The sequence below is a fragment of the Nocardia sp. XZ_19_385 genome (assembly GCF_015355755.1).
Lineage (GTDB): Bacteria > Actinomycetota > Actinomycetes > Mycobacteriales > Mycobacteriaceae > Nocardia.
The window spans coordinates 90,908-115,773 of sequence record NZ_JACVEE010000003.1 but is presented as its reverse complement, the minus strand read 5'-3'; the positions used below and the strand labels follow the sequence as shown (position 1 = coordinate 115,773).

Here is a 24,866-nt window from a genome sequence, read left to right as displayed (position 1 = left end):
AATGCATGCACCCGATGCGACGCACTTCCTGTTCTCCCCGTCTGCGACCTACCCCCGGCCGGTGGCGTGCCTGATCAACCGGGACGGCGAGATCGTCCACGCCTGGAGCAGCGGCCTCGACCAGCCTGACCCGGCAACCCGGCCGCCGAGCTACCTGCGCGGCTGGAACCACGTCGAGCTCGACACAGACGGCAATCTCTACGCCACAGTGCCGCTGCACTCGCTGCTGAAACTCGCACCGGACTCCTCACTGTTATGGCGCGCCGAGCTCCCCGTCCACCATGACCTGGCGCTCACCGCAACAGGCCAGGTCTATGTCCTCACCGAGCACCCCCGCCTGCTCGAGCACGAGGGTGAGCCGTTCGTGCTGCTCGACAATGCGATCGCCGTCCTCGACGGCACCGGCGCGCTCACCGCGAGGTACTCGCTGTTCGATCTGCTCACCACCAATCCTGCACTGTCGGCACTGATCACCAGCCACATCGAGCTCCGCCGACGTTCCCCACACCACCGCTCAACCTTGCGGATCTATCACGACCTCGCCATCGAAGACGTCTGGGCAGGGCATGAGGTTTCGCGGCTACTGCGGGAGGTGCCCGGTTCGCCCGCAGATGTCCTGCACACCAACACCATCGAGATTCTGGCCGCGCACCCGGACGGGTTGTGGGCCCAGGGCGACGTGCTGGTGTCGATGCGCGAACTGGACTGCATCGCCGTAGTCGACATCGAGGCCGGGGTTGTCCGCTGGTGGTGGGGTCCGGGCGAACTGTCCGGCCAGCACCAGCCGACGCTACTGCCCGATGGACATCTGCTGGTGTTCGACAACGGTCGACCCGACCGGCACTCCCGCGTCCTGGAACTCGATCCAGTGGACTCCACGATCTGCTGGCAGTACGTCGCCGACCCGCCACAGACCTTGTCGTCTCCGGTGGCCGGCGGTGCCGAACCTCTCGCGAACAGCAACGTCGTCATCAGCGACGCCCAGGGCGGGCGAGCACTCGAAATCACCCGTGACGGAACACTCGTGTGGGCTGTGGCAACAGTGACTACCACCGGCGAACGCGCCCAGTTCTATCGGATGGCCGCCGTCACCGGCCAGGTCGCCGCCGGGCTCGGATCGACCGCAGTGCAAGCCACGCAGAGAGCGCGCGAGATGTTGCGATGCGAACTACTCACCCACCGGAGGACGACATGATGATCAGCGTCATCATCCCCACGTTCAACCGGCCCGGCCCGCTGCATCGAGCCCTGCGCAGCCTGGCACGCCAGGAGATCACCGACTTCGAGGTCATCGTCGTCGACGACGGCGGCGAGCGCTCTGCACGACCAGTCGCCGACAGCTGGCGCACCACATTGCCGATCCGTTTGATCGAGGGCGACCATCATGGTGTCTCCCGCGCACGCAACACCGGATTGCACGCCGCATCCGGCGAATTCGTCGCCTTCCTCGATGATGACGACATCGTCTTTCCCCGGCACCTGCGCGCCGCCCACACCGTCCTGAACCGCGGTAGCGCCGATGCGGTCTATGGCGGGGCGCTGGTCAGTTCCCGATGGATCGAAACCACTCCTCGCCGCGCGCAGCGGCTCCCGCGCAAGGACTACGAGTTCGATCCCCGATTCTTGTTGATCGCGAACTACATTCACACCGGTTCGGTGGTGTGCCGCAACTTCTCCGACACCACTGCTCGGTTCGACGAATGGTTGTCGCACTGCGAGGACTGGGACATGTGGCTGCGCTTGCACCACGAGCTGGGTTATCGGTTCTCCTACCTGGGCGAGATCACCAGCGTCTATCACCAAGTCCCGCAATGCCGCGGCGCGGTGTCCACCGCCTATGCCAGCAGCCCGACACCGTTCACCCTGGCCCGCCGTCACCTGTTCGACGCCTGGGACAGTACCGATCAGCAGATCAGCGACTACCGCGGCTGGTTCAACGACTTCGACGCCCGTCTCGACCGACGCATCGAACACGGCCGACCGATCCCGAACCACATCTTCGAAACCGCCGTGCGCGCGCTGCAATCGCGATTCGCCCACGGCGAACCAGCCGACCGCGCGCTGCTGGAAACCCTTCTCCCCCAACATCACAGCTCCCACCGATACACCGCCGAAGTCAGGTGAACCGATGCCCGCCGATCCCGTCGCCACCTCCTATGACCGCCATGCCTCAGCGTTCGCCGCCGAAGCCGCCCACAGCGCCTACAACGCCCACTACGATCGCCCGGCCGTGCTCGAGCTGCTCGGCGACCTCACCGACCGTGTCGTGCTCGACGCCGGATGCGGTCCTGGCCTCTACGCCACCGAACTGCTCGCCCGCGGCGCTCACGTCATCGCCTTCGATCAGAGCGCCAACATGATCGCCCTGGCCCGCCGCCACGCCACTGAACAGCTCAGCGTCCGCCAGCACGATCTCACCCAACCCCTGTACTGGCTGGCCGAGAACTCCATCGACATCTGTTTGCTCGCTTTGGTTCTCCACTACATCGAGGACCGGATCACCCTCCTGCGGGAACTACGCCGCGTCCTGCGTCCGGGCGGTCACTTGATCATTTCCACCAGCCACCCCACCGCCGACTGGCTCGCCGCCGGCGGCAGCTACTTCGACACCGGATGGGTCCAACAGCAGTGGTCCTGCGGCATCACCCACCGCTTCTGGCGCCAACCCCTGCACGCGTGGTGTTCGGAATTCACCGCAGCGGGCTTCACCATCGAGGCGATCACCGAACACCAACCCACCCCCGCGATGGCCCACACCCATCCCGCCGAACACCAAACCCTCACCCGGCAACCAGGGTTCATCGCCTACCGACTCACCACACCGGCAACCAGCACCACCGGGGACGCCTGACGTGCCAGAATGCGCCATGGTCACAAACCCGGGGCGTCCCGTGATCGCCGTCGTCAGCGGACCACCCGGGGCAGGCAAATCCACCCTCGCCCATGCCCTGGCCACCGAACTCGGCGTGCCGGCCATCATCCGCGACGAGATCAAACAGGGCATGGTCCTGGCCACCGCCACCGATGAGCCCAACTACGACGGCCTCAACATCCCTGCACTCGATGCTTTTTTCGCAGTCCTGACCGTGCTGGCCCGCGCGGGTGTCAGCGTCGTTGCCGAAGCCGCGTTCCAGGACAAGCTCTGGCGACCCAACCTGATGCCGTTGACCGAGTTCGCCGAGATCCGCGTCATCCACTGCACCGCACCTGCGGAGGTCCTGCACGAGCGCATCGCCCGCCGGGCACGAACCGATCCACACCGCAGAGCCCACGCCGACCGCGACCTCCTCGCCGAGATCGCCAGCGGAGCTCGCGCGGCCGACACCTTCGTGCCTGTGCAGATAGAGGCCGCCGGTTTAGTGGTCGACACCACCGAGGGATACCGACCCGGGTTGCAGGCGATCACCGAGTTCGTCAGCAAGGCGGCTGCTGCCAGGGATCTGGGCTGACAGACTGCTGCGGTGGGAAATGCAGCCGCACCTGCTGGCTCCCCACACCGCCAGCGTGAACACTAGCTCTCCGGCAAGCCGAAATCCGCTGTAATAGAGCAGCATTCACCGTCGTCGAGTCTGAAAGTGATGCAGCACAGTTAGACTCGCCTCGGGGTCGCCGCGCATCGTACCGAACGGCTCGTTCGGGTTATCGGGCGTGATCGATGCAGCCCACGCCGCTCCACACCCCTCCTAGGATCGGCGTCGCGGCGCGGGGCGGTACTCACACCTGCTCGGGTACCAGCCCTCCCCAGGCCCCCCTCACCGCGCCCTGCGGTGGGCGTGCAGGCAGCCGCCGCGTATTCAGAACAGCTGATCAGGTCGTGGCCTGCGGTGCGCCGGTCGCGTTTTGCGGTCGAGCACTGCCGCGATTTGGTCGTCGACGTCTTGGAGTTGGCGTTCCAGCAACGCCCGATCCGGCCCCCGAGCCCCGCTGAGGTCGGCGAGTAGTTCATCGCGGTCGCCCCGTAGTTCAGCCAGCTTGCTGTCGATGATCTCGGCCCGTAACCGGTCGATCTCCTCTTCCTCGGCCATGACCCGAACCTACGCCGCGCCCGGCCACCCAGCACCAGATTCCTGCCGGGACTGTCGCTGCCCTCACCCCGGCTCCCCGTCCTGCCACCTGTCTCCCGAGGAGTACGCGCATGCCGCCGTCTGCCCGCACGCTCGATCCCGTCGCGCTCATCACCGCCCTGCCCGCAACTCTGGGCCGCACCCCGCATCGGTCGGTGGTGTTCGCTCTGTTGGCCTCCGACGAGGCCGGTGCCCCGACGGTGATGGTCGGGGCGGTCCGCTTCGACATCGACATCGATATCGCGATCCGCGGTCGTCTCGCCGACAGCGAGATCGCTGTTGAACTGGAGCGCCTGAGTGCCGGTCCGGGCTCGGCGGGTGTGGTGGCGGTGATCGTCGATGACCGCGTTTCGGCCACCCATGGCCGCGCCCGCGACAAACGTCGCCAACGCCGCATGCTCGATCGGCTCCGCCACCGGCTGGCCGGAACCCCGGTCCGCGTGTTGAGCTGGTGGGCGGTGACCGCGATCGTCGAGGGCGCACCGTGGCACAGCCTCGACTGCCCGCAATGCCACGGACGGCTGCCCGCACCCCCCGTAGCTCGCGCGACCTCCGCCGGAGAGTCCCTCGAACCGGACCCGGCGCTGCGCCGGCGAGTCAGTGCCGCGATGCCCGGCGCGATCGCCGCGGATCACCGATTGCGCGGCGCGGCAGAACAACCCGGTGATCGGGTCCTTACCGCGCTGGTGCTGCGTGTGTTCGAGTTGCTGCGGCGCTCGGCGGTGCACGATCTCTCGCCGGATCAGCTGGCCGAACTCGGTATCGCGCTGCGCTATCCGCAGGTGTCGGCGGTCATGAAGGCGTTGCCGCTGTATCCGTGCGCGCAGACCGCCGAGCAGATGTGGATGCTGCTGACCCGCGCATTGCCCGAACCATATCGAGCCGAACCCGCGGCACTGCTGGGGTTTTCGCTCTACGCCCGCGCCGGGTCTCACGCTCTTGCCCGCCGCGCACTGGACATCGCGCTCGGCACCGAGCCCGATCATCGCTTCGCCCGCACGATTTCGCGCGCCTTGGGCACCACGACGCCATCGGTACCTCTGCGCAGCGTCGTCTGGGACGGCATCGCGGACGCGATCAGGCTCCGGATCGATCTTGCCGCCCAAGCCACTATCCCGGAGGTACAACCGTGACCAGCATCGACCGGCGGCGCGCCCTGTGGGCGGTGCTCTCGCGCCGGGCCTCCAGCGACCCGGCCTCCTACCTGTCGCTGATCCAGCGGCTGGGCCCCGACCAAGCCGCCACCGCGATCCTGAACAACCTCATCGACGAGCTGTACGAGGGACAGTGGGCAGGCGCGTTCGAATGCGCTATCCACGATCTCGAACGCATCGAGCGCCTCGGTGGCCGGTTCGTCATCCCCGGCGACCCCGAATGGCCGGCCAATCCGCTTGCCAACATGTCCGACTTCGACGCCGCCCCGGAGTGGATGGTGCCGGCCGGACTGTGGGTGCGCGGACGGCCCTTGAACGAGGTTCTGCGACCGGCACTGGCCGTGGTCGGTGCCCGCGCGAGCAGCACCTACGGCGAACACGTCACCGGCGAGATCGTGACCGCCGCAACCAGCCACGGGTGGACAATCCTGTCCGGTGGCGCCTACGGCGTCGACGCTGCCGCCCACCGGGCTGCCCTGGCCTCGGGCGGTGTGACGGTGGCGGTCATCGGGGGCGGGCTCGATCGCGCTTACCCGCTCGAACACCAGGCGCTGTTCGAGCAGATCGCCGACACCGGCGCGCTCATCTCGGAGTACCCGCCCGGCGTCCGCCCGCAGAAGACGACGCTGCTCGCCCGCCACCGGCTGATCGCGGCCCTGTCGCGCGCCGTGGTGGTCGTCGAAGCCGGTCTGCGCGCCAGCAGCCGAGCCACCACCGAGCGTGCGGCGCGCATCGGGCGTCCGGTCTTCGCCGTCCCGGGCCCGATCACCTCGGCGACTTCACGCGGCTGTCACGAACTCATCGCCGCGCGACAAGCCCAATGCGTCACCAGCACCGAGCAACTCATCACAGCGCTGTCCGCACTGCTCGCCGAAACCCCCTAGCGGCCAGACGAACTCCACCACGACAGCACCACCACCCCGCGCTCGCAGCGCCGACGTGCTCGACCGCAGCCACATCACCACGTCGGCCACCCACCCGATTTCGTCGCAGTCCATTCGTAGAGAGGAACATTCGCATGTCCAAAACTCGCCCGGTCCACACCGTCGACCGCACCGAGTACGAGCGCCTCCAGCACACCGGTCTTGCCGGTTCGGTCGATGCCATCCAGGTCCCCGCGGTGCTCGAACACTGGCGCGAGGTCTACCCGGAATGGTCGGGGCAGCACTGGGCCTACACCGCCGACGACCACGACATCTTGTACCTGCACCCGCTCGAGGTGACCCGTCGTCGCTCTTCCTGACCCCTCCGATCCGCTCTAGTACGAACAAGGAGTCCGCATGCCCGCAACCGCAGTAGTGCCCGAAACCGAAACCGACCGCGCCACCACCACACTGACCGTCGTTCCCGACGCCATCGACACCGACGACCACCTCGAGGCGACGACCACCGGTGAGTCCAGTGATCTCCCGGCCGATCTGCCCGAGATCGACGCCAAGTGGGTACGTGTCGCCGATGTCGTCCTGGCTGACAACGTCCGCAAAACCTTCGACCTGGCCGAGCACCCCGAACAGGTCGCCGCGATCAAGGAATTCGGGGTCCGCGACCCGATCAACGCCACCCGCGAAGCCGACGGGAGCATCGTCGCCTACGACGGCCAGCTGCGCCTGCTCATCGCGGCCGAGGTCGGCCTCGAGTACGTGCCGGTATTCATCACACCCGCACCCACGGGCATCTCCGACAAAGAGCGCGAGATCAGCCGCACCCGCGACCAGCTGATGTTCAACGACCGCCGGGTCCCGCTGACCAAGGGTGACCGAGCCCGCGGCATCGCCTACATGCTCGACCTCGGCGCGAAACCCACCCGGATCGCACGCGAGTTGCAGATGAAACGCGACGAGGTCAAGACCGCCGCCAAGATCGGAGCCTCACCGACCGCCCGCGATCTGGCCGACGGCCACCAATTCAGTCTCGAACAGCTCGCGATCATCGGCCACTACGAAGCCCTCGGCGACACCGACGCCGTGCAACGGTTGACCAACAGCGCGGGCTACGCCTTCCGGTATGAAGCCCAACGCATCGTCAAGGAACACGACGCGGCGCGCGCGACGCTACACGCGTCGGTGCCCTACGGCGCGCGCGGATTCGGTGTACTCACCGCCGAACCCGACACCACCGGCGAGGACCCGCAGTTCCTGCCCGCCGAACTCTTGGTCGACGCCGAGGGCAGCCCGCTCACCGTCGCGCATGTCGACGCCGACCCGTCACGATATGTGGTGTACCTCGAACGCGAGGACGCCACCGATCTGGTGAACAAGGCCACCGGGGAGATTGTCGAGCGCAGCGCCGTCGACTGGACCACCAAGGACGATGCCGAGGCCACTGCTGAGCCCGGGTTGCTGCACGTCGCCCAGGTCGAGGAACGAGAGCGCTGGACTCCGCTGATCTACCTTCCTGCCCGGCTGCTCACTGAGAGCGGCCTGCACCTGCAAGCACCGGCCGTCGACGAGGCCGCGCAAGCCGCCGCCGCGATCGAGGCGCAGCGAGCCGCCGAAGCACGCGAGGACGCCCGGCAGGCGCGGCGGCGGGTGATCGAGTTGAACAAGCGCGGCGATGCCGCCAACAAGCGCCGCGACGAGATCGTGAAGGAGTTCCTGGAGCGGCGGACCCCACCGACCAAGGCAGCGAAGTTCGTGGCCGAGGCCATCGCCCGCAGCCTGGACTTGCACGATCTGCGCAAGGTGCTGCATTGGCTCGGTGCCGGCGGCAGCCGCGAGAACCTGCTCGCCGCAATCGAAACCGCCACTCCACAGCGCGCGTGGGTGATCGTCATGGCGATGATCATGGCCCAGCACGAGGTCGTGATCGGCAAATCGCTGTGGCGCGACGCGGGCGCCAGCACTGGCCGGTACTTGAAGTTCCTCGCCGAGGTCGCCGCGAACAACGACTTCGCGTTGCTCGATGTGGAGCAGGCCGCCGTCGGCGAGATCGATTACAACGACATCGATCTCGCCGCCTGAGGGCCGTCCATCCCACCCGCACAACAGTTTTCAGGAAGGACTGCCCATGTCCGCCGGCGATACCGTCATTACCCACATCGGGAATCTGACCGCTACGCCCGAGCTTCGTTTCACCCCAGCCGGGGTGGCGGTGGCCAGCTTCACCGTCGCGGCCACTCCACGGGTTTTCGACCGAGCCACCAATGGGTGGAAAGACGGTGCGCCGTTGTTCCTTCGCTGCAACCTCTGGCGCGAGGCGGCCGAGAACCTCGCCGACAGTGACCTGCCAGCCGGGGCGCGGGTGATCGTGTCCGGGCGGCTCAAGCAGCGCTCCTATGAAACCCGCGAGGGCGAGAAGCGCTCCGTGTTCGAGCTCGAGGTCGACGAGGTCGGGCCCTCGCTGCGCTGGGCCACCGCGAAAGTGAACCGCAAGTCCGGCCGAAGCAGCAACAGCGGCAACGGTTTCGGGCGCGCGCCGATCTCGGCAGCGGTCGCCGCGGTCGAGACCGAGGCCGGTACACGTGAGGAGCGCGAGGCGTGGGAGGTGCCGGTCTTCGCCGGGCCTAACCCGTTTACCGACCGCCTCGCCAGCTGACCGACCCGCTACCCCGCAGTCGGGGTCTCGGCACACCCTCGTGCCGAGACCCGGCCCTGTCGAGCAGAACAGGTTGAGATGAACAGACTCCAGTTGTGGTTTCCGGTGCGCGAGATCGCACCGCTGGCCGAACACGCGATGAACTCCCCCTACCACGCCAACCCTTTCACCGAGCCAGGCCAGCACTGCCCGCCCGCACTCGTGCTCGCGCGAGACGACGGGGTGTACCTGTTCAGCAACGGCTACCCGCGCCAAGTCGCGCCGGATCTCGTTCCGCCGCGCTGGGGCGTCCGGCACGTACGCGCGGCCTCGGTGGACTTCGGCTCGGTCGAGGACGGGCACGGCGATGACTTCGCCGACTACCTCGACCTGACCAGCGAAAGCGAAAGCGACCGCGTGCCGTTGCATCGACTCATCCGCACCTACGCCCGCGTCGAGGCGTGGATGACCCTGTCGGTCTCACCCCGCGGAATCGTGGTCGGCTTCCAGCGATCCGGGCCCGAGACCGACTCGGCTCGAAATCAGAAGGGGCACTTGTGAGCAACGTCGTCGACCTATGGTTCCACCTGCCCGAAGTCCTTCCCCTGTCACGGCATGCGATGGACGCCGACGAGAACAAGATCTTCGTCGATAGTCCCGGTCCAGTCACGGTTCCGGTCGATCCGACGTTGCTGCTGGTCGTAGCCGACGGGGTGTATCTGATATCGACCGGCTGGCCGCGTCTTCCCGCCGACCCCGCTCGGCCGGCGGCGGGCAGTTTCCGCGTCTATGCCCACGGGTTCGGTCCAGGCAGCGAGGCGGCGTTGGGCTCGACCCCGATCGGCGGCCGACACTTCGTGGAGCACCTGGTCCTCACCGACACCTCCGACGGGCACGACGGCACCGACGACATTCAGCTCCAGCACGAGATCAGCAAATACGCCGAACTGGGTGGCTGGATGGTGGTCACCTTCCGCCGTGACGGGTTCGAGATCTCTTATCGGCGCGACAACCCGAACTGAGTTCACGAACGAGGGGTTGGGTGCGGGGGCGGGGTGCTGGGCTGGGGTGGGCCCAGCCGCTCGAGGGCTGCCAGGCCATCACCCGCCACGCCACGGGCCCGCGCCCGGCACCCACGAATCTCCCAGCGCGACGTCGCTAACGACCGTGCCGGTTGGGTTGGTGTGCGCGGAGATTCGCGTGTGCACGCTTTGGCGCGTTCCCGCGTCGTGTCGGGCGCTGTCCTGGCCGGGTCGCCCTCGGCTGGGCCCACCCCAGCCCGGCACCCCGCGTTTGGTGAAAAGCGTCGGCTTCCAGCCCGCCGAGGTGCCGCAGGCATAGCTCTCTTCACAGACAGGAGCTTCACCGTGTCCGACACTCAGTCCTTCCTCTCCGCCATCGACGACCTCCACGAAATGTTCTCCCTCGACCGCCGTACCGCCGTCGAGTTGTTTCCCGACGCACTCGCTCTGGCCACCGACGAGGACCGCGCCTTCCTCGATGAGCTTGTGGAGCTGTTCACGCTGTATCCACGCGAATCGGTGCTGCGCCGTCTGGAGGCACGCTGGCGCGAAGCCGACCGCGTCGGTGACGAGACGGTGAAGGCGCGACTCGTGGCGCTGGTACCCGACAGCGATCCCGGTCTCTACCAACGCGATCGCTCCGATGCGGTGTTCGTCGCCGAGCAACGCGCGCGCCGTAACGGCACCACTCTCGAGGCCGAGCACGCCAACCTCACCGCGTCGCTGCTCGCCGCCGAAATGCCACGCCAGTCGATCCGCACCTGGCGCAACCCGCCCGCCCGGCTCACCGCCGCGCCGAGCCGCGAAGTCGACAAATCGCGTATGACTGCGCGCCAGATCGCCGCGCGCAGCGCCGCGCGTGGCAGACGCCGCCCCGCGCCGGTCGAGCCGCCGATCGTGTCCACCTACGTCGCCGAGCACCTTTTCGTCGACACCCAGGCCCGTGAGGAGGCTCAGGCTCGAGCGCGCGTCGCCGAGCTGACTGCACGCGGGTTGATCAGCGAGGCCGCCGCGCGCCGGGGCTGGATTCCCCGCACTCCGGGTGAGTTGCCGCCGCTGCCCGCCGATCTCGCGCGTCAGCGTTGGGAACACACCTACTGCGGCTATGTCGCCGACCAGCACAACCGCGATCGCGCCCTGGATGGCAGCGCGCCGATCCCCACCGAGGACGCCCTCGACTACGCCGGAGCCCGCACCCAACTGGCAGAGGGTGCCGACCGCCGCGCCCGGATCCCGTTCCAGGGCAACGCCCGCGACGACTTCGACGGCGCGATGATCCCGGTCTCGGGTTGGCGGTGCGTGTCCTGCTTCATTGAACGCCCCACCGCCGACCAGTATCTCGTGCACAGCCGCGGCGGGCAGATGCTCAGCGACGACGGCCTGTGCGACTGCTGTCGCGCCGCCGACCGCCCCGGCCTGCCCGCCTTGACCGGCCGCTACACCGCCCGCGACCTCGCCCGCACCTACTGCCGGTTCTACGCCGAGCACTACCCCTCCGCTGCCCGCGCTCTGCTGGCTGAGGTCCGCCGCCGCGCACCGCAGTGGCTGACCGAGATCATCGATCAGTTCCTCACCGCGCACCCGGTCTTGCCCGGCGCACCCGAGCCTGTCGCCGAATCCGCCGTCGCGGCTACCTCGCCGCAGTCGCAGTCGCGGCGGCGTACCGAACCGGAACTGCCCGAAGGGATGCGGCGCGGCCGGTGTGAGGGCTGCACCGAGATCAAACCTGTGCACAACGCCGACGGGTTCTGCACCCAATGCTGGGTCTGGCTCGAACTCGACAAGGCCGCACCGCGTCAACGCCGCGCGGCCTGACCTACACCGACTGTTCTGAGGGCGGGTCACCACATCCGGTAACCCGCCCGCTGCTGTTCTCAGGTCCGTCGCGGTGTCCATCCCGCGGCGGACCTGTCTCCCACCTCCGCTGCCCGCACTCCTGTGGGGCATCATGCTCGCTCGGCGAATCCTCATCACCGGCTCACGCACGTGGATCGATCGGCCCATCATCCGCGCCGCCCTCGCCGAGGTCTGGTCACCGGAAACGATTTTGGTTTCCGGGGCGTGCCCGCGCGGCGCGGACGCGCTCTGTGAGGCGTGCTGGTCACATTGGGGTGGCCGCGTCGAACGCCACCCCGCCGACTGGCGCACCCACGGGCGCGCGGCCGGGTACGTGCGCAACCGGGCGATGGTCGAACTCGGGGCCGATGTCTGCCTGGCGTTCATCCGCGACGACTCACGCGGTGCCAGCCACACCGCCTCCCTCGCCCGCAGCGCGGGCATCCCCACCCGAATCTTCCGCCATCCCTGACCCGCCGCGCCCCGCTTGCTGCGCCGGTCCCACGACCGATGGCACCCTGTGCCGCCGCCGCGCTGAACGGCCACTCCGGAAAGTTCCCGCCTCGCCGTAATTCTCCCGAAGCTCCCCTGCAACACCTCCACCATTTCCCTCGCACACACCCAACACACGCACCTCCCCCTCACCTCGCACTCTCTCACCATCAACTACACCTCGCTCAAAATCACTCATTACCCCCACCCCCACACTCCCTCACGCCCCTTCACAACAAGCAGACCTCTTACACCTCGGATAACGATTACATAACGACCAGTATGTTTGCCTCAACCGTCAAAGATGTTGTCACTCCGATCTATTCACAAATAGCCTGGAGTTCGGTCCGATGGATGTGTGACCGCGACACTGCACAAAGTTGTCGCAGGCAACGGATACCTGTACTACCTGCGCAAAGTCGCCGCCAACGATACGTCGTCGCGCGGGCGCGCCAGCCTGGCCGACTACTACTCCGTCCACGGCGAAGCCCCCGGCACCTGGTACGGCAAAGGCCTGGCCGCATTGGACCTCTCACCAGGTGACGAAGTTACCGAAGCGCAGATGGAATCGCTGTACGGGCTCGGCCGCCATCCCAACGCGAAAGACATCGAAGCACGCGTCATCGACGAGGAAATCGGCAAGGGGGCCAAGCTCAAAGACGCGATCCGTGCGGCCGAGAAAAAAGCACGCCTCGGTGCACCATTTCCAACCTATTCCGACAGCACCGCCTACCGGAAACGATGCGCGCAAGCCTACGAGCTCTACAACATCGCCGGCGGCGGTGAGCCCGATGATGATCTCCCCGAACACATTCGCGCGCAGATCCGCACCGAAGTCGCGACCGAAATGTTCACCGAACAATACGATCGCGCACCGTTGGACAGTCGCGAACTGTCGAGCTGGGTGGCGCGTAACTCGCGGCCGAAATCGACCGCGATCGCCGGGTACGACCTCACTTTCTCACCGGTGAAATCGTTTTCGGCGCTGTGGGCGGTGGCCCCGAAAGCCGTGGCGGAGCGCATGGAGGCCGCGCACCGGGCCGCGGTCGATGTCGCGATCGCCTGGATCGAACAGCACGCGACCTACACCCGCCTGGGTCGCGGCGGGATCCGTCAGGTCGACGTCGAGGGCCTGGTCGCGAGCCGCTGGCTGCACCGGGAGAGCCGCGCGGGTGATCCGGACTGGCACGAACACGTGTTCATCGCCAACCGGGTGCGTACCCTGGACGGGTTGTGGCGCACCCTCGACAGCGCACGATTCTACGAGGTGGCGGTCACCGCTTCCGAGATCTACAACACCGCTCTGGAGCTGTTCGGCGAGGACATGGTGGGTCTCGAGTTCGCCGAACGTCCCGGGCAGGACCCGTCCAAACGTCCGATCCGGGAAATCGTGGGCGTTTCGGCTGAGCTGTGTGAGCACTGGTCCAAGCGCGACAGCGCGATCACCGCCCGCCTCGGGCAGCTCACCGTGGAGTTCCAGCGCACGTTCGCACGCGAACCCACCACCGGCGAGGTGTGGGATCTGGCCGAACGCGCCACCCTGGAAACCCGTCCAGCCAAACAGCATTCGCGCTCACGGGCACAGGAACGCGCCGATTGGCGCGCCGAAGCGGTCACGGTGCTGGGTGGGCGAACGGTGCTGGCGAACATGGTTTCCGCAGCGCTGAACCCGCTGCGGCGGCCTCGCCCGATCGCCGATGAGGCGTGGATCGCGCGCACCGCGCAGGCGGTGGTGGCCATCGTATCCGAGCAGCGCTCGACCTGGCGGGCCCATCACATCTGGTCGGAAACGCAACGACAACTGCGCGGCCAGATCCGTTTGCGTGACTATCACCGTGTCGCCGAAGCCGTCGTCGCAGCGGCCTTGGCACCACCGCAGGTGCTCGCGCGCGAGGATCCCGACCTCACCGCAGAGCCCGGATTGCGCACGACACCAGCAGCTTTCGCGCGCCATGACGCTCAGAGTGTGTATGTCCGTGCGGGATCGCAGGTCTACACCTCTGCCGAAGTCCTGGCCACCACCCAGCAGCTCATCGACCTCGCCGTGGCCCCCGGTGGCCGCACCATTCCCGCCGACGTCCTCGCCGAGGCGGTGCGCGCCTACAACCAGGCCAATCCCGGCGAGCAGCTCAACGCCGGGCAGATCGCGGTGGTGCAGGGTTTTGCGAACTCGCCGATGCGGATAGCGACGGTGGAGGCTCCAGCCGGCACCGGCAAGACCACCGCGATGCGGGTCTTGGCGCAAGCGTGTGCGGCCAGCGGCGGCACCGTGCTCGGGCTGGCGCCTACCGCATCGGCCGCCGCCCAACTCAGCGCCGCCACCGGAGTGCGGGTCGAAACCGTCGACAAGCTCCTGCATGTCCTCGAACGCCACACCCCCAGCATCGAAAACCTTGCTGGTCAAGGTGATCGGCCACCGCCCCATTTGCCGCAATGGGTGCTCCAGATCGATCACACGACGATGGTGATCGTCGACGAGCACGTCAAGATCGGCGACCGGAAACGGTTGCGGCTGTTGCAGTTCCTCACCGCCCGCGACGCGACGATCCGCTGTCTGGGCGATCCCCGTCAGCTGTCCTCGATCGAGGCCGGTGGCGCGCACGCCGACATGAGCGAGGCCAGCGGTGAAGCCGTGCTGAGCCTGTCCCATGTTGTTCGCTTCGCGTCCCATGGCGAGGCATCAGCGAGTCTGATGCTGCGCGAGGGCGATCCGGCCGCCCTGGGCTACTACCTCGATCACGGCCGGATCCATTCCGGCAGCGCCGCCACGGTCCACGACGACGCCTACACCCGGTGGATCGCCGACTATCTGGGCGGGCGGGACACGATCATGCTGGCCCGCATCCACACGATCGTCGACGAACTCAATCGCCGCGCCCGCGCCGATCGCCTCGCCCGCGCCGGCGCACCCACCGGGCCGCAAACCGTGCTCGCCGATGACCTGTATGCCTCGGTCGGCGACACCATCGTCACCCGCCACAACAACCCGCGCCTGCAACTGCCCGATGGGGATTGGGTGCGCAACGGCTACCGCTGGATCGTCACCGCGGTCGGCGCCGACGGCAGTTTGCAGGTGACGCACCTACGAGCCGGGCGTGAACTCGGGCAGAGCGTGAGCCTTCCGGGCGATTATGTGCGCACCCAGGTGCGGCTGGGGTATGCGACGACGATCGATTCCGCCCAGGGCGTGACCGCCGATACCTGCCACGTCGCCCTCACCGGCGCGGAGACCTTGCCCCAGCTCTATGTCGCGATGACTCGCGGCATCTACGCCAACCACCTCTATGTCCCGACCGCCCTCGAAGCCGCCGAAGGCGCCTATTACACCGAACCGGCGGTGTTTCCACGCACGGCTGTGGAGATCCTGTTACGAATTCTCGGACGTGAGGGCCGCCAGCAGTCCGCGCACACCGAGCACCGCGACGCCCTGGACCCGGTGCGCCGGATCGGACGCGCCCTCGACATCTACCTCGACACCCTCGGCCTAGCCGCTGAAAACGCGCTCGGCACCGGCACACTCACACGCCTGGATCAGGCCGCCGAGGCGATCTATCCCGGCTTGAGCGACTGTCCCGCCTACCCTGTTCTTCGCCAGCACCTGGCGATACTGGCGCTGCGCGGACGCGATCCGTTCACCGCGTTGGGCGTCGCTGCCGCCGAGCGGGAACTCGACAGCGCCGTCGATGCCGCCGCGGTCCTGGATTGGCGGCTCGACTCGACCGGCAGCCACTCCGCCCGCGGAGGGCCGCTGCCGTGGGCGCACGGCCTGCCTGCCGGCCTGGACACCGCCGCCGATCTGGCACCGCTGCGGGCGCGGGCGCGGATCGTCGCCGAGCTCGCCGCTCAAATCCGTGCCGACGCTGCGCAATGGTCCGCAGCGGCCGCACCGTATTGGGCGCGCCCACTCGCCGGAGCCGATCCGGCGCTGCTGGCCGAGCTGGCGGTGTGGCGAGCCTCGCTGCATCTCGACGACCGCGACCTGCGACCCACCGGACCCCCACGCCACACCGTTCTCGAACGAAGCCATCAGCGACGCCTCGACGACCGCGTCCGCAACGCGGTCGGTGACCTCACCCGGCCCGTCAACCGCTGGGCCCCGCTCGCCCGAACCCTGGAACCGCGCCTGACCGCCGACCCGTACTGGCCTGTGCTCGCGGACAAAATCGACCTCGCCGATCGCGCTGGAATCGACATCACCGCCCGGCTGACCGAGGCCGCCGAAATGCGTCCGTTGCCCGATGACATGCCCGCCGCGGCCCTGTGGGCGCGTCTGGAACTGGACCCCTCCGCCCTCGACCATCACATCGATGTGCGCCCGGACTGGACAGAGAGCCTCCACGAAGTCCTCGGCGCCGAGAGCGCCGAACGCGTCATCGCCGACCGTGGGTGGGCGCGCTTGGTCGCGGTTGTCGACCACGGAATCGCTGCTGGCTGGGACCCGCGCGATCTGCTGGCCACCGCACACGAGCTGCTCCTCAGCGCGCAATCCAACCAGGGCGCCGCGCTTCGCCCGGACCAACTCACCGCCGCACTCGCCTGGAGGGTCGATGCCCTTCTACGCCCCCAATCCCCCTTCACCGCAGCCGAATACGACATCCCCACCGAAAGCGAGCCCACAACGATGCAGAAGTCCGATGCCCCAACGGCAGGCGAACCCGAGCCCGACCCCCCGCCGGAACCGCCGCCCGATCTATCCCATCGCGCACCGCACCGCCCGGATATCGGTCTCGATCACAGTGTCGCCGAGATCGCCGCGCTCTTCCAGGCCGGCCACATCCGCGCCGCCAGTCTGCGGTTCGCCGATCTCACCGCCGCGGCCACCGCAGAGCAGCGCGACATCATCACCCGTGTCGCCGAAACCCTCTACCGCTACGCCTATCCCGTCGCCCGCGCGCATCTGCGCGACGCGGCCCACCGGTTTCCCGAGCACCGCGCGCTGATCGAAGCGTGCACACCCCGCGCGGACCCGCAGGTCTATCAACCCGACACGACTTCAGCCGAGCCCGGGTACCAGCGCCGCCGCCGTCACGAAGCCGCACGCGACAACCCCAACCGGACGTTCACGCCGACACCACGCACCGAGCCCGCGCCCGAGGACGAGCACACAACCCCGGTGGTCTCCGAATACGTCGAACACCGTCACGAGGTCGATGACGAGCCCACCGAACGGCCGATGCCCGCGGGCTTTACCCACCATTACCGCAACAGCGCACCCGATCTCGAGCGTGATCTGCACTGCGACGCAGGCGGCTACAGCCTCGATTACGACCGCACCGCGCTCGCCGAGAGCCGAACGTTGCCGTGTGTTTCGTGCGGGCTCGAACGCCCCGAGGTCGACAATCCCACACGCATCCGGCCGCGCAGTGACGACGGACTGTGCGGGGAATGCCGCGCCGAAAACATGCCCGGTATCCCCGACCACGACCCCGCCGAGATCATCCGCGCCCGCTGCGATCACATCGCCGCCATCCATACCCCCGCCGAAACACGTGCACTGCTGCAACGAGACTGGCGTATCGGCAGCCCCGTCACCCGCGCCAGGATCAAAGACTGGGTCACCCGAAACCCGTTCCCGGAACCCGATCCCGTCCTCGACGAGCTCGGCCGGCTCAGCGATTCCGAACTGCGCCAGGCTATCGACGACCTCGCGCATCGGATCGCGATGTCGGGCACCGACGAATTCCTCTTCGCTCCCTACACCGAGCCAGTGCCCGACCCAGCCGAGGAGCGTGTGCGTCGGCAAAGGCAGCAAGACCTCGTCACCCAGGCGATCGAGGCCGAGGCGGCCTATCGGTCCGCCGAACGCGCACACAGGAGTGCCGAGTCCGATCTGGCCGGCCTGCGTGCCGAACTCGACGACACACCCGGACGTCGGCGTGGTCAACGCCGAGACCTGACGACTCAAATCGCAGAGGCTCAACGCAACCACGCAGCGACCATCTGCACCCGCAATGAGGCTCGATCCGCAGCCCGCAACGCATGCCGCGACGCCGAACTGATCGCCGGTCCGCGACAACAATGGCAGCAGATACTGGATGCGCAGCAACAACCACTTACCCCAGTCCCCGCATCAGGTCGGGCTTCTCGTGCACCGGACGACCCGCACAGCACGCGCTTGACCGAGTTCCAACGCCAGCTCGACGAGCTCGAGAACGAGCGACAGCGCCGCACCCAGCTCTCTCCTGAGCAGACCGACCGGGAACACACAATGCGCCAGCACGTCGCCGAGCACCGCATCGAACCCGCCGATGACGTAGACACCCAGGTCGATATCCGCGACCCCGATCACGACCTCGGTCTGTGACACCCGCCTCCAACGGTGTCGGCACATGCCGCGGACAACCCCGTGCCCCTGCGAACTACCACGTCCCACCAGTCCATACCGAGGGAAGCTGCGTGATCGGCGATGTGCCGGTATGCATCCTCATCGTCTACGAGGTCGAGGCTGCTGAGTAGTTCATCGAGCTCCATGCCAGCCAAGGCCTGCATACGGTTCAGCGATCTGTCAGATAGCCAGCTCAGCTTCCAGATTCCCGAATTGTCGGCGCGGTAGGCGTATTCGGGGGTGACGGAGCTGGTCAGCGACCGTTCAGTGGCGTAAATCGTCATCGCGATCCGCGACCTCCCCTACGCTGTCGGCCGCCGACGCTTCGGCTGGACCGTTTGATTCGAGTGTGCCTTCTCGACGCTGCACGCGCAGTTGCAGGCTGCAAGGCCCGCCTGCACCAGCTGCGCGAGAAATCCTCCGATCGCCAGCACCAGCAAGATCGCCGCTACGCTCATCGCCTCTCTGTTTCTTCACCGTTTTGTGTTCAGTGCGGTGGAGGTGACCGAGCGTGAACTCCCTGGCAAAATTCTTGAAGCTCCGGGTCTGTTGGCCGAGGCCGACGCCTACACCTGCCTGACCCACGACGCCGTGCTCACCGCGACCCGCGCGATCCGGCTGGCCAACGCACCCAACCGGCTGCCGGGAACCGGTGACGTGCTCGGCCAACTCCGCAACATCAACGGCAACTACACAATCCAAGGCTGCAGCGGCAACTTCGAATTCACCACCACCAGCAACGGCGCACCCCTGGGCACACCGGTCCAAGTCCTCACCGTTCCTTAACGACACCGCACCGGCGGCAATGCTCGTCATTCCGCCGGTATCCGGAAATCAATCGAGCAGCGTCGACACGGTTCTGGCGGGTCTCGTCAGCGTCCTCCGGTGCGCCGACACGTGCGTATGGCCTTGCCGCAGCGTCGAATTGAGCTGATTCCTGACCGCCGATAAGTGATCGTTACCGGCGGCCAGAGTCGGCTAATTAGGCCGTCAGACGGCCCGGCCGTTCGCGAGACCGCGGGCCTCTTCAGCGAGTTCGCGGCTCTCCTCGTTCAGCTTCTCCAGCTCCTCGGCGTCGGCCGAACCGGACGACCAGGCGCGAGCCAGGCCTTCTAAGCGTTCCGCCAGCGGCGCGAGCATCTCGCGGACCTGGCCCACCGACGCGCCCCTGCCTTGAAGCACCGTGATCGACAGAATGTACCGGCCGAACAACACCATCCCTGGATTCCGGGCCTGTTCGTTGCCCAGATTCGGGTCCAGGAGATTCAACGCTGACGACGGGTCGAGCGGGTTCATCCCCGCCGCATCCATCAAGCCGGCCAGCTGAGAACCAAGCACCTGCTGGACGGGTTGCTGCCCGATGGTCGGGGCGTTGAAAACCTTGCGGAACTGGCCGAACCGATCAGCCATTTTGTTCAGATCAGGAGGCATGTTGCCAACCTCTCATGGCCCGCGAACGGGCCGGTTAGGGCCGGAAACCATGCACAAACGGGGATACCAACAACGTCAGCCTGACCGCGAAGCGCGACTGCCGTCGTAGGATCGGGGAAGTCCGTAGCAAGACACCCGTGACCCTGTTGGAGCAACCCTTCAGCAGGGTTTCGGCGTTTTCGGATCACCTGTGTGATCTCACGTGAACACTACTCCTGGTGGCTGACAGGGCCATCCAGCACGACATGTTGTGTCATGCGGGCCGTACCGGCTTTCTCACGGCTCCCTCTTGCGGTAGCGGACCTCGACAAAGAGGTCGTCGCCGTCGGCCTTGACGGCGATGAAGTCGAACTCTGCCGGATCGCTGCGGTCGAGGCGTGGCTCCGTATCGGTATCCAGTAGCCGCTGCGCGCGTTTGCGATTGCGATAGGCCAACTGCTTGCAGCGGTTGCTGCAGTACTGCGGCCGCCGGCCAGGCCCACAGCGCGCACCCAACTCGCGGTTGCACGCACGACAATGTCCAGGCTCCGTCAGCGCCCGGCCGTAGTAGGCCAGCAGGGCAGCCCCGTGTTCCGGGTGGTGCCGAAGCCGAGAAAGACCGCGATGCACATACCGGATCAAGGCCGGTTTGGAGAATTCCTCGGGGTCCGAGGCCATCCCCTCGACCAGATGCCGGATGAAGGATTCCTCGCTCGGGGCGAGTTCGGTCAATGCACGACGCATATCTCCGGGTAGAAAGCTGTCGGCCACACGATCGGCCAATGCGTCAGAATTTCGCGATCTACGGCGACTCATCGTGGCCTCCCCTGCCCGGCGTCCGGTCGACGGCGCGCGGTGCGCCCTTGGTCCCGGCGACGACGACCGAACGCGGTCGCAAAGGCTTCGAACACCCGAGGCACGTCTTCGGGGCGGGCCCGACGCAACGCCGTGGTAGCCACGATGATGACAGCCACGGCCAGCACCAGCACCGGTAACTGAACCCAGAACACGGTCCACACACTGCCCGCCAGCACCGGGGATGCGGAATCGACCAACAAAGAAACCTCCTGAAAACGCCAAAAGGCCCCCGGCGCACCGCCGAGGGCCTTTCGAATCTGGATACGACAAAGCCCCAGCCGTAGGACTGGGGGCTCAGGGGCACAGGAGTCCCCGATGGCCGAGAAGCATAGCGGCACAACACTATCGCGTCAACAAAGGCATTCAAGCTGGTCAGAGATGGTTTCTTGGCTGCGAACCCCCTGAGCTGCAAGGAATTTCGTAACGATGGCACCTTTTCCGGAATTTCCGAAAAGTCGCAGCAGATGCACACTCGATAGCTGCATCGCGGCATCTCCGCATCACGGCATTTCGACGTCGGCTGCCGATGTAATGCACTGGTAGAACTACTGCTTCCCAAGCACTTTCGGCGCTCGCCTCGGCTCCAGCCACTGGGAACGTGGAACGACATGTCGTTGCTCGCGAGCACCGCGCACCGTCATATCGACGCCGTATGGCGGTGGGCGCCTTCATAATCGGCTACATGGCGTTCACCGTTCACACCTCCGAAGACGCGTCTCCCGCAGGGCTCGAGTTCGGCGATAACGACAGCTTCACGATCTACTCCTCCGGGGTGCTGAAGGTGCGGAGCGAAACCTACGGCAACCGGATCTACTCCCCCGGCTTCTGGCAGCTGGTGGAATACCGGAACCACTCCGAGCACGGGTGCAGCATCTACGGCGTCGACGCCTGATTTGCTCCGCTACGTCGCGGACACCTTCGCTGAGCATTGCCGATGCCGACAGCCCCGGCCGCCGATAGAACGAAGAGGTGGCTCTACCGGCGGCCGGAACCGAATCAGCGCTTACTGCGCGCCGTCGTGACGTCCTCTCGGGGCGACAGTGAGGACGCCACCGAAGACGATGGCGCCGGCCTCCCACCCGCCGAACATGACGACGGGCAATGCGATCCCGCCCGCCACGAGCATGCCAGCGGCGAAGCGCCGCCAGTGGCGGCCTGACTTGCCATTATTGGGTTCGTTCCCGGATGTCTGTCCCGGTACTGTCATTCTTGTCTCCTGTCCCCGGCGAGGGAGTTGAGGCGTTAGACCCTGAGTCGTTGGTAGCGGCTCAGGGTCTTCTTTTCGGTTGGCCAGGTGAGGATCTGCGATGCTCGATCTGGCTTGAGATCAAGTCTTCGTGAGACCGAATAGCGCTTACAAACTGACAGGCAACACTTAGATTTGGGTGCATGGGCAGAGGACTGGGTCCACGTCAACGCGAGATCATCCGACGACTGTGGCTGATTCGCTGCGAAGATCTGCCTGACCTGTGGCATTCACTTGCCTTCTTCACCTACGACCGCCCAGCTCCCTGGCCGAATCCTGAATATGCAGGCAGCTACGGCGAGGAATTCGGTCAAAATCTGGGCCTCTACAGCTACCGGGATTCTCGCAGTGTCCAGGTCGCGTTCCGGCGGGCCGCGTGGTCATTGCAGGACCGCGGCCGGATAGAGGTCCGGCACATCGAGCGGCCGGGGCGTATCGCGGTCTTCGCGCGATTGCCGATGTCGGACAAAGAGAAGATCACAGTCCGCGAACTGCGGCGGCGCTATCAAGCTGCGGAAGATCACGTCGTCCGCGAGAACTGGATCCTCGCGCAGATAAAAGACCCAAAAGCCCGAGAGCACCAAGCCGCTCGCCTGCAAGAACATCGCGCCTTCACCAACTGGTTCCACCACGTCGACCGGTACTTCCCTGAATGGAAAGCGCCTTCACCGACCCCTCTCCAGCTCGCCCGACGACGCTAAGCACGCCGACAAGGGCGAAGGCCGCGACCGAGAGTTGTTGCGCCCGTGCTGTCTACGGTCGAGTAAGCCGATCTAGGTCGGCCGCCGGGCGTTCCTTGCAGGACGACGTCGTCCGGTGCCGATCTCCGACCAGCTGGCGCCGGCCGCGCGCGCGGCCTGCATCGTTGCCCAGCGTCGGCCGGTAAGCAGGTTGACCAAGCGCCGAGTGGCTTCGAGAGCTTGCAGGGCCGTGACGTCGGCCAGTTTGGCGATCTCGACGCGCCAGTTGGTCATCCGCGAGCACTGGATAGCGGCCAATGTGGTTGCCCCAGAGCGTCCTACTCACGGCGAGCCTCCGTCAGCTCAACCGGCGAGAGTCGCGCAACGAACACTCTTTGTCGCCCATGGGCGACAAAGAGTGTTCCGATCAGCGAGGCGTTCGAGATCCTCATACCGAGGCGGTCTGGTTGGACGGGGTGTGGCTTCCGTAGTAGATCTCGTAGATGCCATCCCCAACCTCGATGGAGTCGTGTTTGATCTGTTCGACCCAGTCCTCGGGCCAGCGGGTGGACTCGATGGACCACCGCAGCCCTTCGAGCGGAACCCCGGCCAGATCCACATTGCGCAGATCGACACCGGTGAAATCATTCAGTTGCTGTTCCAGCGTTTCGAGGTGCCCGGCAAGCTGTTTCAGGATGCGGCTGAGCACCATTTCCCAGCGTGCAGTCGGTGGCGCGGCAGCCACCTCGACGATTTCCCAGGTCTTCTCGTCGACACCTTCGACAACTCCGTCGATCCAGCGCTGCGCTTCACTCACACCATCTGGAGAAGCGTTCAACTCCCGCCGCTGCACCACCAGGTCTTCCTCCTGGGGGTTTCGATTGACACGGCCATTGCGCTGCATGCCCGTGTCGTGGAAGACGATATCGACGCCTGTGACAGGGCGGGAGAAGGTCTCCGGAGATATCTGGAGGACCTGCGCGATTTCGTCGATTACGTTCCGCTGGAGGCGGGTGCCCCACTGGCTGGGCAACGGCGTTTGACCCAATAGCACCTGCCGCACCCAGTCCTGGAAGTCTCTTTCAATTTCGCGGGCTTTTAGGCGCAGCACGGCCCGCGAAAGAGTTCCCAGTGTCGGCGCGTAGTACGCGCGCAGCGTCAGCCTGTCCTGCAGTGGCATCACCGTCAGCTGTGCTCTGGCCCAACCGATCGAGCCCTTCGGCTCTGCTTCTGCAGTCGTCGGCGGTGCCGGCGGGACGATAGCGGCGAGTCCTGCCTCCACGTCGAGCTTGGTGCGCAGCTCCTTGGAGAACTCGCTGTGGCGTTCGGAGAGAAGCACTTCAGCGAGTCCTGCCTCCACGTCGAGTTTGGTGCCCAGTTCCGCGTAGAACTGCTCGCGGCGGCTCGACAATTCGAGGTCGAGGGTGTGGTTGTCGTTCATCGCTGTGTTCCCCTGCCTAAAGTTCCCATCAGGGTGCGCCGGGCTTTTCGAAGATTGGATCGCACTGTCGCCGGGTTCATCTGCAGCTGCTCGGCGATTTCGGTGGGTTCGTACCCCTCCCGGCACCAGACCATGAGCTGTCGCTGGCGCGGCGGTAACTGGGCCAATGCCTCGTAGTAGTCGTTGCGCTCCACCCATTCATCGATGTCGGACTTCGCTGGCAGCAGAGCCGAGTGCTCCAGTTCAGCGATCGGATCTTCTTCGATATCGCCGATGCGGCGGGCCATCGCCCGGCTGGCCACTCTTCGTGTCCACGCCGCCGGTGACTCGACATCACCCCATTTGCGCCAGAGTTTGATCATGGTCTCTTGTGCGACCTCGGCCGCATCGCCTTGCCGCGCGCCCTGCAAGATGAGGAATCCGACCAGCTTGTCGATGAAGCCCCGGTAGAAGGCGCTGAACTCTTCCCGGTAGATCAGCTCGAGTTCGGTAGTCAGCGAAGGTGGCAGGTGCGCGGGGGCGCGTACGTCGGCACCTGTCCGGTCGGGTTCGTCTGTCATCTGTCGCGCTCCGTTGCTCGGCCCACCGTCATCTTGATATGAAGGCCACCGGGTCCGTCCTGCGACTCCGCGGTGCTGTGTTCAGGAAGCACTTGGGCCAGTTCGACCATCTGCAGTCGGCATTCCTTCTGCCGCACAGCTTTCCATCGCAACCGCAGCCCTAGGCCCACGACCGCCAAAGCATTCCCGGCCAGGGCAGTTATCAGGCCAGCGAGTTCCACGCTCATCTTCTTTATCTCCCTCAACTTGGGGTGCTGCAGGGAAG

The 24,866-nt window shown here is 66.4% G+C and carries 25 protein-coding genes; 17 read left to right on the top strand and 8 right to left on the bottom strand.

Annotated elements, in window-relative coordinates:
* Position 1 precedes the first annotated feature (1 nt).
* From IBX22_RS24085 to IBX22_RS24070, 4 genes are read left to right on the top strand one after another with little or no spacing between them, the layout of a single operon-like run.
* Positions 2-1,195 carry an arylsulfotransferase family protein gene (locus IBX22_RS24085; RefSeq protein ID WP_194817994.1) on the top strand — a complete coding sequence of 398 codons (1,194 nt, stop codon included), beginning with the start codon at positions 2-4 and terminating at the stop codon, positions 1,193-1,195.
* Positions 1,162-2,124, top strand: coding sequence for a glycosyltransferase family A protein (locus tag IBX22_RS24080; RefSeq protein WP_194817993.1), 963 nt, complete (start codon positions 1,162-1,164; stop codon positions 2,122-2,124). The genes IBX22_RS24085 and IBX22_RS24080 overlap by 34 nt, the downstream gene beginning before the upstream one ends.
* A gap of 4 nt (positions 2,125-2,128) precedes the next feature.
* Positions 2,129-2,851, top strand: coding sequence for a class I SAM-dependent methyltransferase (locus IBX22_RS24075; protein ID WP_194817992.1), 723 nt, complete (start codon positions 2,129-2,131; stop codon positions 2,849-2,851).
* 16 nt (positions 2,852-2,867) lie between these two features.
* Positions 2,868-3,449, top strand: coding sequence for an AAA family ATPase (locus tag IBX22_RS24070; RefSeq protein ID WP_194817991.1), 582 nt, complete (start codon positions 2,868-2,870; stop codon positions 3,447-3,449).
* A 345-nt stretch (positions 3,450-3,794) separates the two neighbouring features.
* Here the strand turns inward: IBX22_RS24070 and IBX22_RS24065 are convergent, their stop codons facing one another.
* Positions 3,795-4,025, bottom strand: coding sequence for a hypothetical protein (locus tag IBX22_RS24065; RefSeq protein ID WP_194817990.1), 231 nt, complete (start codon positions 4,023-4,025; stop codon positions 3,795-3,797).
* Positions 4,026-4,135: 110 nt separating this feature from the next.
* On the opposite strand from IBX22_RS24065, the gene IBX22_RS24060 reads away from it, so the two are divergent.
* From IBX22_RS24060 to IBX22_RS24010, 11 genes are all read left to right on the top strand, one after another.
* Positions 4,136-5,197, top strand: a complete 1,062-nt coding sequence (locus IBX22_RS24060; RefSeq protein WP_194817989.1) for a DUF4192 domain-containing protein — start codon at positions 4,136-4,138, stop codon at positions 5,195-5,197.
* The gene (gene dprA, locus IBX22_RS24055; RefSeq protein WP_194817988.1) at positions 5,194-6,102 is read left to right on the top strand and encodes a DNA-processing protein DprA; all 909 of its coding nucleotides are present in this window, start codon (positions 5,194-5,196) and stop codon (positions 6,100-6,102) included. The genes IBX22_RS24060 and dprA overlap by 4 nt, the downstream gene beginning before the upstream one ends.
* Positions 6,103-6,236: 134 nt before the next feature.
* On the top strand, positions 6,237-6,461 hold the full coding sequence (locus tag IBX22_RS24050) for a hypothetical protein (protein ID WP_194817987.1): 225 nt from the start codon (positions 6,237-6,239) through the stop codon (positions 6,459-6,461).
* A gap of 37 nt (positions 6,462-6,498) precedes the next feature.
* Positions 6,499-8,178, top strand: coding sequence for a ParB N-terminal domain-containing protein (locus IBX22_RS24045; protein WP_194817986.1), 1,680 nt, complete (start codon positions 6,499-6,501; stop codon positions 8,176-8,178).
* A gap of 46 nt (positions 8,179-8,224) precedes the next feature.
* Positions 8,225-8,752 (top strand): single-stranded DNA-binding protein, encoded by a 528-nt coding sequence (locus IBX22_RS24040; protein ID WP_194817985.1) that lies wholly within the window; start codon positions 8,225-8,227, stop codon positions 8,750-8,752.
* Between the two features lie 78 nt (positions 8,753-8,830).
* Positions 8,831-9,292, top strand: coding sequence for a hypothetical protein (locus IBX22_RS24035; RefSeq protein ID WP_194817984.1), 462 nt, complete (start codon positions 8,831-8,833; stop codon positions 9,290-9,292).
* Complete coding sequence (locus tag IBX22_RS24030; RefSeq protein ID WP_194817983.1) at positions 9,289-9,753, top strand: hypothetical protein; 465 nt, start codon at positions 9,289-9,291, stop codon at positions 9,751-9,753. Before IBX22_RS24035 ends, IBX22_RS24030 begins: the two co-directional genes overlap by 4 nt.
* A gap of 345 nt (positions 9,754-10,098) precedes the next feature.
* Positions 10,099-11,568: a hypothetical protein gene (locus tag IBX22_RS24025; RefSeq protein WP_194817982.1), complete on the top strand. Its 1,470-nt coding sequence runs from the start codon at positions 10,099-10,101 to the stop codon at positions 11,566-11,568.
* 73 nt (positions 11,569-11,641) lie between these two features.
* Positions 11,642-12,061: an SLOG family protein gene (locus tag IBX22_RS24020; RefSeq protein ID WP_309234766.1), complete on the top strand. Its 420-nt coding sequence runs from the start codon at positions 11,642-11,644 to the stop codon at positions 12,059-12,061.
* Between the two features lie 378 nt (positions 12,062-12,439).
* A complete protein-coding gene (mobF, locus tag IBX22_RS24015) occupies positions 12,440-18,385 on the top strand; it encodes a MobF family relaxase (protein ID WP_194817981.1) in 5,946 nt (1,981 codons plus the stop codon).
* A gap of 522 nt (positions 18,386-18,907) precedes the next feature.
* On the top strand, positions 18,908-19,192 hold the full coding sequence (locus IBX22_RS24010; RefSeq protein ID WP_194817980.1) for a hypothetical protein: 285 nt from the start codon (positions 18,908-18,910) through the stop codon (positions 19,190-19,192).
* Between the two features lie 204 nt (positions 19,193-19,396).
* Here IBX22_RS24010 and IBX22_RS24005 read toward each other — a convergent pair whose 3' ends face one another.
* Together IBX22_RS24005 and IBX22_RS24000 are read right to left on the bottom strand one after the other, a co-directional pair.
* The gene (locus IBX22_RS24005) at positions 19,397-19,837 is read right to left on the bottom strand and encodes a hypothetical protein (protein ID WP_194817979.1); all 441 of its coding nucleotides are present in this window, start codon (positions 19,835-19,837) and stop codon (positions 19,397-19,399) included.
* Positions 19,838-20,113: 276 nt separating this feature from the next.
* A complete protein-coding gene (locus IBX22_RS24000; protein ID WP_194817978.1) occupies positions 20,114-20,599 on the bottom strand; it encodes a hypothetical protein in 486 nt (161 codons plus the stop codon).
* A 757-nt stretch (positions 20,600-21,356) separates the two neighbouring features.
* On the opposite strand from IBX22_RS24000, the gene IBX22_RS23995 reads away from it, so the two are divergent.
* Entirely contained in the window at positions 21,357-21,566 is a 210-nt protein-coding gene (locus IBX22_RS23995) for a hypothetical protein (RefSeq protein ID WP_194817977.1), read from the top strand.
* A gap of 111 nt (positions 21,567-21,677) precedes the next feature.
* Here IBX22_RS23995 and IBX22_RS23990 read toward each other — a convergent pair whose 3' ends face one another.
* Positions 21,678-21,881: a hypothetical protein gene (locus IBX22_RS23990; protein WP_194817976.1), complete on the bottom strand. Its 204-nt coding sequence runs from the start codon at positions 21,879-21,881 to the stop codon at positions 21,678-21,680.
* Positions 21,882-22,063: 182 nt separating this feature from the next.
* Between IBX22_RS23990 and IBX22_RS23985 the strand changes: the two genes are divergently transcribed.
* A complete protein-coding gene (locus tag IBX22_RS23985; protein ID WP_194817975.1) occupies positions 22,064-22,621 on the top strand; it encodes a hypothetical protein in 558 nt (185 codons plus the stop codon).
* A 72-nt stretch (positions 22,622-22,693) separates the two neighbouring features.
* Here the strand turns inward: IBX22_RS23985 and IBX22_RS23980 are convergent, their stop codons facing one another.
* The 4 genes from IBX22_RS23980 to IBX22_RS23965 all read right to left on the bottom strand — a co-directional run bounded on the left by IBX22_RS23980 (position 22,694) and on the right by IBX22_RS23965 (position 24,828).
* The gene (locus IBX22_RS23980) at positions 22,694-22,894 is read right to left on the bottom strand and encodes a hypothetical protein (RefSeq protein WP_194817974.1); all 201 of its coding nucleotides are present in this window, start codon (positions 22,892-22,894) and stop codon (positions 22,694-22,696) included.
* A 154-nt stretch (positions 22,895-23,048) separates the two neighbouring features.
* Positions 23,049-24,041 carry a hypothetical protein gene (locus IBX22_RS23975; protein ID WP_194817973.1) on the bottom strand — a complete coding sequence of 331 codons (993 nt, stop codon included), beginning with the start codon at positions 24,039-24,041 and terminating at the stop codon, positions 23,049-23,051.
* Positions 24,038-24,601, bottom strand: coding sequence for an RNA polymerase sigma factor (locus IBX22_RS23970; protein WP_194817972.1), 564 nt, complete (start codon positions 24,599-24,601; stop codon positions 24,038-24,040). The genes IBX22_RS23975 and IBX22_RS23970 overlap by 4 nt, the downstream gene beginning before the upstream one ends.
* Positions 24,598-24,828, bottom strand: coding sequence for a hypothetical protein (locus IBX22_RS23965; RefSeq protein ID WP_194817971.1), 231 nt, complete (start codon positions 24,826-24,828; stop codon positions 24,598-24,600). The genes IBX22_RS23970 and IBX22_RS23965 overlap by 4 nt, the downstream gene beginning before the upstream one ends.
* Positions 24,829-24,866 lie beyond the last annotated feature (38 nt).